Genomic DNA, 14,634 nt, shown 5'->3' with positions numbered 1-14,634 from the left:
CTGATATAAAAATGATATAAAAGGAGGCCGCTATGAAGAAAAACCATCGTCACACACTATTTGCCAGCATCTGTTTTATTCTGCTTTCCGGAACCATCCTGTTTGGCTGCGGACAAGCTTCTACGCAAACTTCTTTACAGCAAAAGAAGTTTGACCGCTTTCTTAACTCTTGTTTCAGGGAATATGCTGCTGAAAATACCGTCACTCTTCATTTTAAACTTTCGAATCCGTCTGCATATGGAATCAAAACCCCTGTCTCTCCAACCTATGGAGATCTTTCTTCCGATACTTTAAAAAAGAACTGTAGCCGTTCAAAAGAATTACTTCAAAAACTTTATACCTTTCCAACAAGCAATCTGACAAAAAAGCAAAAACTTACCTGGCAGATTTTTCAGGATTATCTGAACGAATCTATTATGAACGAAAAATACATCCTTTATTCTTCCCCACTTGGCACAAACGGTTTACAGTCCGAAATTCCGGTAACTCTTTCTGAATACCGCCTGGATAACGAAAAAGACGTAAAAGATTATCTTTCTCTTGTCAACCAGGTTCCTGAACTTTTTACTCAGATTCTTGATTTTGAACAGGAACGGCGAAATGCAGGTATCATAAGTCCTTCTTTCGTAATTTCTGATACCATTGATCAGATTGATCAGTTTCTCAATGCAAGTGAAGAAAATAATCTCCTCATCCAAAGCTTTGAGGAACGTTTAGCTGAGGTAGAATCTTTAAGTAAAGACCAGAAAGCAAGTTATATTGCAAATAACCGTCTGCTTGTTACCGATAAAGTTTTTCCTGCATATAAATCACTGAAAACTTCTTTACAAACTTATATAAATGAATCAAAAAATACTTCTTCTAAAGAAAGACTTTGCGAGTATAAAAATGGGCAGGATTATTATAAGTTTTTGCTTATATCTAATGTAGGAACAGATTTTTCTCCGGAAGACTGTATTACTATTTTAGAATCACAGTTAAAAAATACAGTAAAAGATATTTCTTCTCTCACTACAAAGAATAAGGATTTGTATACAGAATATCTCTCTGCAACTCCTGCTCTTTCTGCACCAAAAGAAATTATGAACACGTTAAAAAATGATTCGCTAATCGACTTTCCGGAAATAAAAAATATTTCCTGCCAGCTCAAAAATGTTCCTGATGCACTCTCCGGTACTTCCGCCTGTGCATTCTACCTTGTACCGCCAATCGACAGCACCAAAGATAATATTATTTACATAAATAAAAGCCGCGTGGATTCTAATGAATTATTTTCTACCCTTGCTCACGAAGGCTATCCGGGACATCTGTATCAGACAAATTATTTTTTAACTACGAATCCCTCTCCCCTTCGGACATTTCTCCACTGTGCCGGCTATGATGAAGGCTGGGGAACTTACGCTCAGCTATACAGCTATAACTTTATTGAATTTAAAAATGTCGATGAACAAACAACAAAGCAGCTCCGCCAGCTTTACCGGGATAATGACCTGCTCTCGCTATCCTTATCTTCTCTCAGCGATCTGTATGTAAATTATAAAAATTATGATGAAAATGCTCTGGCAAATTACTTACAGACTTATGGCATAGATAAAGATGGTGCCCAAAAGCTTTATCGTTATGTCATTGAAAATCCGACAACTTATCTCTCCTACAGTATCGGCTGCTACGAATTAGATCAATTAAAACAAACTATGGCTGATTCCCTCGGAAAAGCTTTTAAAATTTCTGATTTTCATGAAGCAGTTCTGAATGTTGGTTCCTGCAATTTTTCAATTTTAAGACAGGAAATAGAAAAAGAAACAGAAATTCTCAGTAATGTTTCTTAAAAGATATATGTAAATACCCTTGATTTTTAAATATTTTTAATATTTTTTCTCACAATTAGTCATTTTATTTGTTTTGAATAATTGACATTTCAATCCTTCATTGCTATACTAGGAACGATTGTTGAAAAATTGGTATTAGTTAATTCAAATATAACTTAGGAGGTATTACAATGGAAACATATGGTATCGAGAAACTTGGGATTGTGAATCCTAAAGCAGTTTACCGCAACTTAACACCTGCACAGTTAACAGAGGCAGCTTTAAGAAGAGGAGAGGGCAAACTCTCTAATACAGGCGCACTCGTTGTAACTACAGGTAAATATACAGGACGTTCTCCTAAAGATAAATTCATCGTTGATACTCCTTCTGTTCATGATGACATTGCATGGGGAAGCGTTAACGTTCCTATCACTCAGGAGAAGTTCAATGCTATCCGTTCAAAAGTAGTTGCTTACCTTCAGAACAGAGAAATCTTCATCTTTGATGGTAAGGCTGGTGCTGATCCTGTCTGCACAAGAAAGTTCCGTATCATTAACGAGTTAGCAAGCCAGAATCTTTTCATTCATGAGCTTTTAATTCGTCCTACAGCAGAAGAATTAGAAAACTACGGCGAAGCTGATTTCACAATCTTCGTTGCACCTGGATTCAAGTGTATTCCAGAAATCGATGGAACTCATTCTGAAGCAGCTATCATCGTTGACTATGAACAGAAACAGGTAGTAATCTGTGGTTCTCAGTACTCAGGAGAAATTAAGAAGTCTGTATTCTCTGTAATGAACTTCTTAATGCCAAAAGAAGGCGTGCTTCCAATGCACTGCTCCGCTAACATGGATCCTGAAACTCATGAAACAGCAGTATTCTTTGGTTTATCCGGAACAGGTAAGACTACTCTTTCCGCTGATCCTAACCGTAAATTAATCGGTGATGATGAGCATGGCTGGTCTGACAGAGGAATCTTCAACTTCGAAGGTGGATGCTACGCTAAATGTATCAACTTAAGCGCTGAAAACGAACCAGAAATCTACAATGCGATTAAGTTCGGAAGCCTTGTAGAGAACGTTGTCATGGATGACGAAACTCGTGAATTTGATTTTGATGATGGATCTCTTACAGAGAATACTCGTGTAGGATACCCAGTTGATTATATTTCTAACGCACAGATCCCTGGTGTTGGCGGAATCCCTAAAGTAGTTATCTTCTTAACTGCTGATGCATTCGGTGTACTTCCTCCAATCTCCAGATTAGATGAGAACGCTGCTATGTACCACTTCGTAACAGGATTCACATCCAAACTTGCTGGTACAGAACGTGGAATCACAGAACCACAGCCAACATTCTCCACATTATTCGGTGAACCATTCATGCCAATGGATCCATCTGTATACGCTAACATGCTTGGAGAAAGAATTGAAAAATACAACACAAAAGTATATCTTGTAAACACAGGATGGACAGGCGGTCCTTACGGAGTAGGAAGCCGTATGAAGTTAAAATATACTCGTGCAATGGTAACTGCAGCATTAAACGGAACATTTGATGATGTAGAGTACAAACATGATGAAGTATTTAACGTAGACATTCCTCAGACATGTCCTAACGTACCTTCTGAAATCATGAACCCTCGTGACACATGGGAAGATAAAGCTGCTTACGATGCACAGGCTAAAAAGCTTGCTAAGATGTTCCAGGATAACTTCACTAAGAAATATCCTAACATGCCAAAGAATATCGCAGAAGCAGGTCCAAAAGCTGACTAATTGATACTCCAAAAAAATCCCAGTAAAGGAAAGGCTAAAAAGCCTTCCCCTTACTGGGATTTTTAATATTTACCTATCTACGAACATATTTGGTGTAAATATGGAAATTATGTTTTAATCTTGTTTCATTTTTCTTAGAAACAACATTATAATAATAATATTTTCCCTTCTTAAACGCCTTATTCTTAAACTTAGATATTACAACTGTCTTTCCTGGTTTTACTTTCTTAACTTTTTTATACCCTTTATCACTCTTTGTTGACATATACAAAGTAAACTTCTTAACACCCTTTACTTTAGGTACTTTTATCTTGATCTTCTTACCGGATAATTTAACCTTACATATAGCAGTATTAATACCATAACCATAAGACCAGTCAGAAACAGGAACATATTTTTTCTGTGTATAATCATATGCAGTTGCTCTTACTCTATAGTAATAAAGCTGATTCTTTTTTTAATCAAAAAATGCATATAATGCACAATCATCCTGAGCGATAACTTTTTTCTTCGTATGATCTAATAACTGAACTTCATATGTATAATGATTAGAAGAATTACTTGTAACTTGTATTGTGACTGGGCATTTTTTCATAGATTGATTGTAATAAAGGCTATATACTCTATGTGTATATGTATCCGCCTGTACTGTTGCTTGCGCCTGCTCTTGATTTACAGCCTGCACTGCTCCTTTTTCCGCTGCACTTACCGGAGCCTGAAGTGCGAATACCATCATCAATGCCATTGCAAATGCAAAGATTTTTGTAAATTTCTTCATATTCATATCCTCCTTTTATGGTGTTTTCATTATTTACACTGTATTTAGAACAGCATAACTATACTAAGACTTCAATATTTATCGTTATTATTTTGTGCATTTTATCATTTTTGCAAATATCTGGACCGAATATTTCTTGTCATTTTATTCTTTTTAAGCAAGAAAAATCTGCTTATAATTGTCTATTTTTTATTTTATCTTTATTATTCAGATGCAAGCTCCCGAATTGCTTCGATCCCCTGTTTGATTTCTTCTATCGTATTAAAACTTGAGAAACTAAAACGGACAACACCCTGCTCCGTTGTTTCTAGCGCTTCATGCATAAGCGGGGCACAGTGTGCTCCTGCTCTTGTTGCAATTCCATAATCTTCCCAAAGAATTTCACTAACCTTTCCTGCATCCTCGTTCCGAATATTTAACGATACTACAGGCGCTCTTTTTTCCTGGTCAAAGTTACCATACACTCTCACACCCTCAATACGACGCACTCCCTCATAAAATGTCTTCGTAAGAAGCGCTTCTTTTGTATATAACTTTTCCAGGCCTTCCTTCTTCAGATATTTAAGTGAAGCATTTAAACCAGCAATCCCATGTGCATTTATCGTTCCGGCTTCTAAAAGTTCCGGCATAAACTGCGGCTGCTCTTTATCAAAAGAATGTATTCCGCTTCCACCTACCTTTAGCGGGCGAATCGTTATCCCCTTTCTAAGACAGATTCCCCCCGTTCCCTGCGGTCCAAACAATCCTTTATGCCCGGTAAAACACAATGCATCAATGTTCATTGCCTGCATATCTATAGGAAGAATTCCTGCTGACTGTGAAGCATCAACAATAAAATGTAATCCATGACGTTTACATACTTCTCCTATTCTATATAAATTAAGCGCTGTGCCTGTTACATTCGATGCATGCGTACAAACAATCGCTTCCGTATCTGGACGAATCGCCTCTTCAAAAGCTTCACTGGAAATCAACCCATTCTCATCAAGTGGCAAAACAGTAAGCGCAACCCCTGTCTGTTCTTTTAAATATAACGGACGAAGTACCGAATTATGTTCCATAACTGTTGTCACAACATGATCTCCCGACTGAATCATCCCATTAATTGCCGTATTTAAAGCTTCCGTTGCATTAGACATAAACGCAATCTGCTCCGGTCCTTCTCCATTAAAAAGTTCATTCAATAATTCTCTCGTTTCGTAGGCCATTCGCATACTATGTAAAGATGCATCATAAGCACCTCTTCCTGCATTTCCCAAATTCATGATAGCATCTGAAACAGCCTGTGCTACTCCATCTGGTTTCTTTAATGTTGTTGCCGCATTATCAAAATATATCATGCTTTTCCTCCTCGTATACTAATACCATGCCAATACCAAAGAAAATATCATTGCCTTTGAAATTCATTGCAAATTGCATAACAAATTGCACAGCATATTTATCAACACTTACTTTTTCAGGAACGCCTTAGCATTCTGTCTGAATATATTATCACACTTACCGTATTTTTCTCAACATTTATTCCTTTTTTATTGAACAATGTTTAAGAAATCCGCATCTTTTTTTTGGCAATTTCCATTAGATGGTTTTCTTACGCAAACGCCTTGTATTTTGCCCGAAAAAATGGTAACATAATTTGATTGCAACTATTCAGATTCGTTTCATTATCACTGAAACACTGAATAATTTTGCCTCACTATATTTTTAGAAAGGAAGAACTTCCCATGAGAAATGATGAAAAAATTGATATCAATCTCACCATCGAAGAAACCCATGATAATTTATCGGAAGAAGAACTGGCTCAGCAGAACTATGAAACTGCCCTCCGATATATTAATATAGCGGAACATATGAATAAGTTTGAAGACCAGGGCAAATATTATCATCGTGCTATCCAATATTTAAAAAAAGTCAAACCTTATAAAGATGTGCGGCCACTTCTTAGAGAACTCAAGAAAAAGAAGTTCAACACACGCGCAGAAGGGAAAATAGAATTATATAAAGAAGCATGTCATATTCGTGATAAAGCAAAAACACCGAATGACTACTACTCTGCTCAAACAATCTTTTCTCGTATTTACCACTATGAGCAGACACATCCCCTCGTTGAAAAATGGACAGAGCCTTCTGTATATGCAGAAGCCATCAAGTGTAATGATTCCGAAGAACAGATGAAACTCTGTGAAAAGCTTGCAGATGAGAAAGCTTCCCAGTTAAAACGTCACAGTCTTTTTGTAAGCTGTACCTTCATCGTTTGTATGCTTGCATTACTGTTTTTCACCCGGACAGTTTCCTTTAGACAATGTCTCGCCGGCATTTACTCACATACAGGAAACTATGAAAAAACATGGCAGAACTACGAAATTGTTTATATGAAGAACAAAGATATTTCCGCCCATGAAAAAGCATTAGAATACCGTTACAAATCTGCAAAACAAGCTTATAAAGACGGAGACGAGAATACCGCCTATAAAAATTATAATGCACTTTCTAAAGAAGACTATAAAGACAGTGAATCTAAATTTGTTACATTAGAAAAAGCACGCGTTAAAAACACCAAAATAGGAGAAGTAATTCCTTTTGCCCATATGGACTGGAGAGTACTCGATAAAAAAGATGGAAAAGTACTTTTACTCAAAGATAATGCTTTCGGTTCAACACCATTTGATGAAAAAGGGCAGAATGTAACTTGGGAATCTTCTTCCGTACGTGAATGGCTTAACAACAATTTTCTTCAGGAAAGTTTCACTGAAAACGAACGGAACAGTATTTTGGAAACAACTGTAAAAAACACACCAAATGCAACCTATAAAACTCCAGCAGGTAATAATACGAAAGATAAATTCTTCTTACTCAGCTGTGATGAAGTTGCAAAATATTATGATGCCATTCATGAAACAAAAAGCTGCTGGTGGCTTCGTACTCCAGGAGCAGCCGAAAACTCTATGAGCTTTGTATACAAAGATAAAACCGTTATGGATTATGGATATGAAGTAACCAATACTAATATCACTGTAAAACCAGCAATGTGGTTAAATATAGAATAAGATTTAATATAGACGAAAAAAGAAAACATACCATATCCCAGATGCGGCTTCGGAGCGTGTTTAAGATGCGGACGAGCATCTTAAATACAGCGACTACAGAGCAGATGGGATATGGTATGTTTTCTTTTTTTGTCTACATTAAATCTACAAATCAGGATTTAGAATAATCCTGTGATCTTTCCATTATCATCTACATCAATGCCAAATGCTGCTGGTTTCTTTGGTAATCCCGGCATTGTCATGATTGCTCCGGTAAGGATTACAACAAAACCTGCTCCGGCATTTACGAAAGCATCACGTACATGAATGTTGAAACCTTCCGGACGACCTAATTTTGTCTGATCATCAGAAAGAGAATACTGTGTTTTTGCCATACATACTGGCAGATCACCGAATCCTAAATCTGTAAGTTTCGCAAGCATTTTTTCTGCTGCTGGCTCATATGTCACTCCATCTGCACCGTAAATCTCTTTTGCGATGGTTTCTACTTTTTCTTTTAAAGGTGCATTATCTGGATAAAGTACTTTGAAATTACTTTCTTTTTCTTCTAATGTTTTCAATACTTTCTTAGCGAGTTCAATTCCACCTTCGCCGCCTTTTGCCCATACTTCAGACAGAGCGAATTCACATCCTCTTTCTTCACAGAACTGACGGATAAAGTCGTGTTCTGCTTCTGTATCTGTAACAAACGCATTTAAAGTTACAACGATAGGCACACCAAATTTCTGAAGATTTTCGATATGTTTTTCAAGATTACAGATACCTTTTTTCAACGCATCCATATTTTCTTCTGCAAGGTCTGTTTTTGGAACACCACCATTATATTTTAAAGCACGAACTGTTGCTACTAATACAACTGCATCTGGCTTTAAGCCTGCCATACGGCACTTAATATCCATGAACTTCTCTGCCCCAAGATCTGCACCGAATCCAGCCTCTGTAATGGCGATATCAGAAAGCTTTAACGCCATCTTTGTAGCTCGTACACTGTTACATCCATGTGCAATATTAGCAAATGGTCCTCCATGAACGATTGCGCCTGTATGCTCTAATGTCTGTACCATATTTGGCTTAATCGCATCTTTTAATAATGCTGCCATAGAACCAACTGCATTAAGCTGTCCTGCAGTTACAGGATTACCATCCACATCATATGCTACAATAATCTTTGATAAACGTTCTTTTAAGTCTTTAATGTCTTCTGCGAGACAGAGAATCGCCATAATTTCTGTTGCTACTGTAATGACGAAATGATCTTCTCTTACATAACCGTCTACTTTTCTTCCAAGGCCAATGACAATATTACGAAGAGAACGGTCATTCATATCCATACAACGTTTCCATATTACCTGTCTTGTATCGATGCGAAGCTCATTTCCCTGCTGAATATGATTATCCAGAAGTGCTGCTAATAAGTTATTTGCAGATGTGATTGCATGGAAATCACCTGTAAAATGAAGATTTAAATCTTCCATAGGAACTACCTGGGAATATCCGCCTCCAGCAGCTCCGCCTTTTATTCCGAAACATGGTCCAAGAGAAGGCTCACGAAGTGCAAGAACAGACTTCTTTCCTAACTTCTCTAATGCCTGTGCAAGACCAATACTTGTTGTTGTCTTTCCCTCTCCGGCAGGAGTTGGGTTAATCGCTGTCATTAATACAAGTTTACCATCTGGTTTCTCATCAAGACTGTTCATAAACTCATCAGAAAACTTAGCCTTATACTTTCCGTATAATTCTAAATCATCTTCTGTAATCCCATAATTTGCTGCTACATCTTTAATTGGAAGCATTGTTGCTTCCTGTGCAATCTGAATATCTGTTTTCATATCCTTCTTCCTTTCATTTTAACGCATATAAATACTTTACACACTTTCTCTTCTGCTTTATACCCTTGCCCTATTTACTATGTCTTTAATTCAAGTCGAGCCGCCTGAAGGAGGTGGGAGTCTTCTCGACTGAGATAAATTGTTGGGGTAAAAACAAAAAGGGCAACTTCAAAAGAAGCTGCCCAGACGGTCGGCTAATAACAGGATGTCTCCATCCCTCCGGCTACACTGTGTCTCTTCACATATCCGTCAGTAACCAGAATTTCTGCGTTGGCAGATTTATATTTATATATTTACACACTTACGCGGAAAAGTCAACTTTTTAATTTTACTTTACTTTCTATAAACAGTTTTGTTATGATTATACTAACAGAAATTTCATTAATATACTTTTAAAATTGTTCTATATTTGATTTTGACGGAAATTTTTTATCAGGAGGTGACGACAATGCTTATGATCTTTAGAATACTTATGGGCGGAATCGTTCCATTATTACTTATCGGAATTGGAATTCTCTTTGTTTATCTCAGCCATAAAATATCTCACGACCAGTCAAAGTTGGAAAAAGTATGCACTGCATCAGTAACTGGTACAATCATCCGATTAACTCCAGAAGAATGTAATGTATCAACAGATATTCAAACAAAACAATATCTATATATCCCCGTTGTAAAATATGATGTTCATGGTTTTATATATGAAAAATCTTTAAATGGACATAACTATAATTATTTTTCTATTGGTGAAAAAGTTACTGTTAACTATAATCCTTCGAATCCCGAACAATTTTATGTAAAAAAAGATACCGCTCCAAAAACTATACAGCGTTATTATCTCCCTGTAGGCATTTTTTTATTATTTCTCGCTTTTTTAGAAGGTATTCTTTCTAATATTTTAATATTTTTAATCTAACAAGAAAAAGCTTAGCTCCCATGCTCATTATTGCATATCATATAGCACTTTTAAAATCTTTCAGGGCACATAAAAACGGGACTGTCAGCAGTTATAGCTTCAGACCTATACTGCGGCAGCCCCGCTCACATTTTCACTAATTAATACATCCTGAATTAATATGTTCTGAAAGAACTTCCTACATTCGATGAATCACTACAGTTTTCAAAAGTATTTATCGCTTCTATATTACCTTCGCTGTTTACTTTAAATACATTCCATACTGTTCCCACATAGCCTACCGGAACATGGAAAACAACTGGCTCATACTTTCCGTGATATACTGTAACATATGCATCGGATTCTGAAAGTGCCTGACTTGAACTTTCACTCTTGTTTGAATAGTTGTGTACCGAGTAAACAAATCCATTACTTAGTGAATCAAAGTCTGTTACTGTAATTGTTTCCGGTCCATAACTACTAGTGTCATCTACATCAAGATTCGCTGCCTTTCCTCTCTTATTTGAATAATATACATGATCCGCTTCTACAATAGCATTGTAATGTGAATCCAGATCACTTGGACGACTTCCCCATCTTAATACAATTCGGTATTCTTTATCTTTTAAAACCGGAGAAATTGTTCCATTTTGATTATCAACATCTTCATCTTCTTTTACTACAATATTAAAGCTACTTGTGATATAACCGTCTTTGATAGCTGTAACCGTGTACATTCCACTGGTAAGACCTCTTTTAATTCCAAAAATGTCTTTTGGCTTATAACTGTAGTATCCTCCCGAATCAGTACTTAACGTCAAAAGAATATCATTTGTATCTGGACTGTTGGCTCCTGCTCTAATCTGTAACTTTACATTCTGCACTGCCTTACCTGTTATGGCATCTGTAATATATCCGCTAAAGCCTCCCCGTCCATTTTCGTCACCAGCTACTAAATCTATTGTTCCCATGTATTTTGTTTCACTTTCTACAATCGTTTCATTCGTGGTAACGCTGACATATCCATCTTTACTGACAACTATCTCATAACTGTCTACTGGAAGATCCGCCTCAAATAATCCATCTGCATCGGTAGTAGCAGAACTTATCGTCATTTCTCCCTTATTGAACTTAACTGTTGCTCCACCAATCCACTTCTTAGTGTCGGCATCTCTTACCTTTCCTGTAATGTGAGTTGTTGACTGAGATTTTTCTGAAAGAGTTACATTTTTCGCACCTTCATTAATAACAAATGATGAGGAAACTGTCTTATCACCAATGGTACCGGATACCTTATAAACACCATTATATAAATATCCTTTTGATTGTGATTTTGCAGACTGTACAACATCTCCATTACTATTCACAATAGTAAGTGCTACTCCGGATATTTCATTATTATCCTTATCTACTGTCTTTACAATAAGTCTGTATTTCTTATTTGGACATTCTCCCCAGCCAAATTTAATCTGACCTCCAAGTATGCTATTTCTATCATTCTTAAGAGATAAATAGAATCCTCCCGGTATTCGTTGTCGTGGATTCACATATCCCTCAACAGAAATAACATTCAAATCAAAGGCTGTCCCTTCCAGTACATCTTTTACGATTTTATATTTCAACTTTACATTTACCTTTGCAAACCATCTTGCCTTTCCGGACAAACAGGCATGACAGGCATGTTTCGAATCAACATTGGAAATATCATCACTCTGTGTAAGAGCTAATTCTGCAGTTAGCTTCACTCCTATCTGTGCCTCAATTGATGCATCTAATTTATCCTTAATAAAAGTAACACCTACTGTAAACTTAGGACCTGTACTTACTTCAAATTTTGCTTCTCCCTTAAAGTCTACAGAATATGACTTCTTATCAATATCCTGTCTTCCTGAATTGCTATTATATGTGAAACCATTATTCATAGCAAACTTTAAGGTGACAGATACATTTGCTTTAAATGATACTTCTGTCGGGAAGGATACTGCTGTATACGCATCCAGACCCACAATCGGAGTCTTAAATGGAACTTTTACGCCCTCAAGTTCTTTTTTCACTTTGGAGCTGTTATCTATGGAACCCTCTAACTTAACCTGCAAGGTTCCTGTAATATTAGATTTTACTGCACATTCAAAATAATCTTTTCTAAATATTCTCACATCATACTTAATAGAAAGATTCAGCTCTGCCTCACCTTTTAATTCTCCCTTTAAAGATGCTCCAGGACTACCATTTTTAATTTTCCATTCAAGATTCGTTGCCAGTGAGACTTTTGCTGACGTATCGGTATCGATTATTTCTGCATGTCTCATAATGCCCCCGACTTCCGCTTTTGCTTCTTCGACACCCATATCTACTTTTAATACACTATAAAAATCCATTAAATCCGTATTTAAACTTTCCGTAATGGAAATTTGTCCACCACTTACAGATACATTAGATATTTCAAGTATATATTTAGCAGTACCATTTTCATAAATTAAAACTTTGTCTCCCTGTTTTAACCTCTTTACTGTATCATCTGGATTAGAAAATATATAAGTTTCTCTATTTACTAAACTATCACCACTCTTGATGGTCTGACTCTTTACAGAAATATGATTCTGACTTCCTGTACATTTTATTTCTTTTACTTCATTTGCCAGTACCCCAAAGTTATCTGTCTTATCTTTATCAAAATTAAGAACTGTCTCATTCTTAAAATCATTAACGGTCAACTTTTCAAACTCTTCATTTTCCTCAGTATAATCTGCACATATATATGTATCACACAGTTCATTCGTTGTTTCTGAGTCATAGAGTGATGCTGTTACTATATAATGTATTGGCAAATTCATGTCAGAAGGCTTATCAACAGATACCACCGAAGATTCACAATGCGCCGGTGTTCTTACAGATAAATACCCATAGCAGTGTTTAGAGTCAACACTCCAATTGCTATTTTCATCAAAATAACCCGATGGATCATAAAATCTTACAACAAGAATACCTGACGTATTTGAGTTAACTACCGCTTCTACCTTCGTGTTTGACACTTTTAAAGAAGAAATAGCATAGGTTGTATCTCCTCCATTCTGGGAAGCATATAAACCGTCTTCTCCCTCTGGATTACCCCAGCCTGCATATAAAGTAATATCTGATGTGACTGGAGAGGAAAAATCATATTTTGCAGTTAAAGTCTCATCATCATACCAACCTTTAAATGTATACCCTGCACGAGAAGGATTGGTCAAAGGTCTTGATACAGAATTATTATTTATAACCGTAGATTGCTGATAAGTTCCAGCACTTCCATCATTTAATACAAAGGTTACCGTATGCCTTATATCAGAATCTGTACTCATTCTCCACTTTGCATACAATGTAAAATCTTCTGAAACCTTGTTGTTAAAATCGTATTTGTTCTTAAAATTCTCGTCTAAATACCATCCTTTAAATGTAAATCCATCCCATGACGGCTCTACCGGTTCCACTACTTTCTTTCCTATTTCAACTGTTTGAGCTGGTACCTGTGTACCTCCTTTAGTCTCAAAAGAAACTTTCCATGCCTTTACTGGAACAACATTATCCTTTCCCTTTTTCGTGGAATCAGAACTGGTTTTATTACTAACCGTCCTCTTTTGTCCAGCCTTAACCTTTATAATATTTCCATTACTCTGCCGAACAGAAACTTCTTTTTTAGAATAATTGGTAATTGTTGCTGTGCTACCAGCAGCTAAAATAATAGTAGCTCCCTTTACACTCTTTCCGATAAGTACATTGGCTTTTTTATTTAAAATAACCTGTACGTTTGTAGCCGTATCTATATTAATTTTAGAATCCGCTGCACTATTTTTAATCTTTAATTCTTTCTTAGGCTTACCAGAAACTTTTAAATCTGCCTTCTTATTTATCTGAATCGCTGAAATTGAACCGCTTATCTTTACTGCTGCTTTCATATTTTTCTTATTCAGACGAATCGATGTATTTTTGGCTTTTGCTGCAATCTGAAGTTTCACTTTAGATGCCGTAACATTCAACTTATTCCCCGAAGCCATCTCTACATAAGAATTAATATTTTTAATATTTACTTTCTTAAAAACAGCCTTATTTTTAAAAGTTGAACGAGATGCCGTAAGATTTATCGTCTTTTTATACTTCTTCGCCTTCGTAGTAAAAGTATATTTTTTTCCTGTCTTTATATTAACTGTTGTTATGCGCTTCTTTTTCAGTACATTTTTTAACTTTGCCGGTTGCGTTACTGTTGCTTTATTGGTTGCGGCTGATACCGTTAATGCATTCGCGGGCACTATCGTTGTAATCATTAAAACAGCAAGCAAAATAGCAACTATTCTTTTCATTTTCTTCATACTCTTACTCCTAACTATTTTGTGCAAATTGGTCCTATGTCAAGATTTAGTACAAGTTAAAATGAGGTTTTCCTCATCTTAACTTGCCATCAGCAATTCGTCTTTCTGGATTCTACGATACAGTTCTTCATAATCATTTGGAGACATATAGTCACA

Annotated in this window: 9 protein-coding genes and 1 riboswitch; of the genes, 4 read left to right on the top strand and 5 right to left on the bottom strand. The window is 36.3% G+C overall.

From position 1 onward, the window contains the following. Positions 1-32: 32 nt before the first annotated feature. Complete coding sequence (locus FYJ25_RS04975) at positions 33-1,829, top strand: DUF885 domain-containing protein (RefSeq protein WP_096238872.1); 1,797 nt, start codon at positions 33-35, stop codon at positions 1,827-1,829. Between the two features lie 170 nt (positions 1,830-1,999). Beyond that, positions 2,000-3,586: a phosphoenolpyruvate carboxykinase (ATP) gene (pckA, locus tag FYJ25_RS04970; protein WP_096238871.1), complete on the top strand. Its 1,587-nt coding sequence runs from the start codon at positions 2,000-2,002 to the stop codon at positions 3,584-3,586. 73 nt (positions 3,587-3,659) lie between these two features. On the opposite strand, the gene FYJ25_RS04965 is transcribed toward pckA, so the two are convergent. From FYJ25_RS04965 to FYJ25_RS04955, 3 genes are all read right to left on the bottom strand, one after another. After that, positions 3,660-3,851 (bottom strand): hypothetical protein, encoded by a 192-nt coding sequence (locus FYJ25_RS04965; protein ID WP_154580703.1) that lies wholly within the window; start codon positions 3,849-3,851, stop codon positions 3,660-3,662. A 192-nt stretch (positions 3,852-4,043) separates the two neighbouring features. Further along, entirely contained in the window at positions 4,044-4,364 is a 321-nt protein-coding gene (locus FYJ25_RS04960) for a hypothetical protein (RefSeq protein WP_154580702.1), read from the bottom strand. Between the two features lie 203 nt (positions 4,365-4,567). Next, positions 4,568-5,704 carry an aminotransferase class V-fold PLP-dependent enzyme gene (locus FYJ25_RS04955; protein WP_154580701.1) on the bottom strand — a complete coding sequence of 379 codons (1,137 nt, stop codon included), beginning with the start codon at positions 5,702-5,704 and terminating at the stop codon, positions 4,568-4,570. A gap of 384 nt (positions 5,705-6,088) precedes the next feature. Between FYJ25_RS04955 and FYJ25_RS04950 the strand changes: the two genes are divergently transcribed. Beyond that, a complete protein-coding gene (locus tag FYJ25_RS04950; protein ID WP_154580700.1) occupies positions 6,089-7,411 on the top strand; it encodes a DUF6273 domain-containing protein in 1,323 nt (440 codons plus the stop codon). Positions 7,412-7,569: 158 nt separating this feature from the next. Here the strand turns inward: FYJ25_RS04950 and FYJ25_RS04945 are convergent, their stop codons facing one another. Continuing rightward, positions 7,570-9,240, bottom strand: coding sequence for a formate--tetrahydrofolate ligase (locus tag FYJ25_RS04945; protein WP_096238867.1), 1,671 nt, complete (start codon positions 9,238-9,240; stop codon positions 7,570-7,572). Between the two features lie 173 nt (positions 9,241-9,413). Then, positions 9,414-9,507, bottom strand: a riboswitch (ZMP/ZTP riboswitch). A 181-nt stretch (positions 9,508-9,688) separates the two neighbouring features. On the opposite strand from FYJ25_RS04945, the gene FYJ25_RS04940 reads away from it, so the two are divergent. Further along, positions 9,689-10,153 carry a DUF3592 domain-containing protein gene (locus FYJ25_RS04940; protein WP_154580699.1) on the top strand — a complete coding sequence of 155 codons (465 nt, stop codon included), beginning with the start codon at positions 9,689-9,691 and terminating at the stop codon, positions 10,151-10,153. A 155-nt stretch (positions 10,154-10,308) separates the two neighbouring features. On the opposite strand, the gene FYJ25_RS04935 is transcribed toward FYJ25_RS04940, so the two are convergent. Beyond that, complete coding sequence (locus tag FYJ25_RS04935; protein WP_154580698.1) at positions 10,309-14,478, bottom strand: InlB B-repeat-containing protein; 4,170 nt, start codon at positions 14,476-14,478, stop codon at positions 10,309-10,311. Positions 14,479-14,634: the final 156 nt, after the last annotated feature.

The sequence above is a fragment of the Anaerobutyricum soehngenii genome (genome assembly GCF_009697165.1).
In the GTDB taxonomy this organism is placed as follows: Bacteria; Bacillota; Clostridia; order Lachnospirales; family Lachnospiraceae; genus Anaerobutyricum; species Anaerobutyricum soehngenii.
This window is presented reverse-complemented; position numbering and strand designations above follow the sequence as displayed.

Excerpts from the sequence above, each read along its gene's own strand:
- FYJ25_RS04975 (WP_096238872.1), top strand. The coding sequence starts at position 33 with ATGAAGAAAAACCATCGTCACACACTATTTGCCAGCATCTGTTTTATT.
- pckA (WP_096238871.1), top strand. The coding sequence starts at position 2,000 with ATGGAAACATATGGTATCGAGAAACTTGGGATTGTGAATCCTAAAGCA.
- FYJ25_RS04965 (WP_154580703.1), bottom strand. The coding sequence starts at position 3,851 with ATGTCAACAAAGAGTGATAAAGGGTATAAAAAAGTTAAGAAAGTAAAA.
- FYJ25_RS04960 (WP_154580702.1), bottom strand. The coding sequence starts at position 4,364 with ATGAAGAAATTTACAAAAATCTTTGCATTTGCAATGGCATTGATGATG.
- FYJ25_RS04955 (WP_154580701.1), bottom strand. The coding sequence starts at position 5,704 with ATGATATATTTTGATAATGCGGCAACAACATTAAAGAAACCAGATGGA.
- FYJ25_RS04950 (WP_154580700.1), top strand. The coding sequence starts at position 6,089 with ATGAGAAATGATGAAAAAATTGATATCAATCTCACCATCGAAGAAACC.
- FYJ25_RS04945 (WP_096238867.1), bottom strand. The coding sequence starts at position 9,240 with ATGAAAACAGATATTCAGATTGCACAGGAAGCAACAATGCTTCCAATT.
- FYJ25_RS04940 (WP_154580699.1), top strand. The coding sequence starts at position 9,689 with ATGCTTATGATCTTTAGAATACTTATGGGCGGAATCGTTCCATTATTA.
- FYJ25_RS04935 (WP_154580698.1), bottom strand. The coding sequence starts at position 14,478 with ATGAAGAAAATGAAAAGAATAGTTGCTATTTTGCTTGCTGTTTTAATG.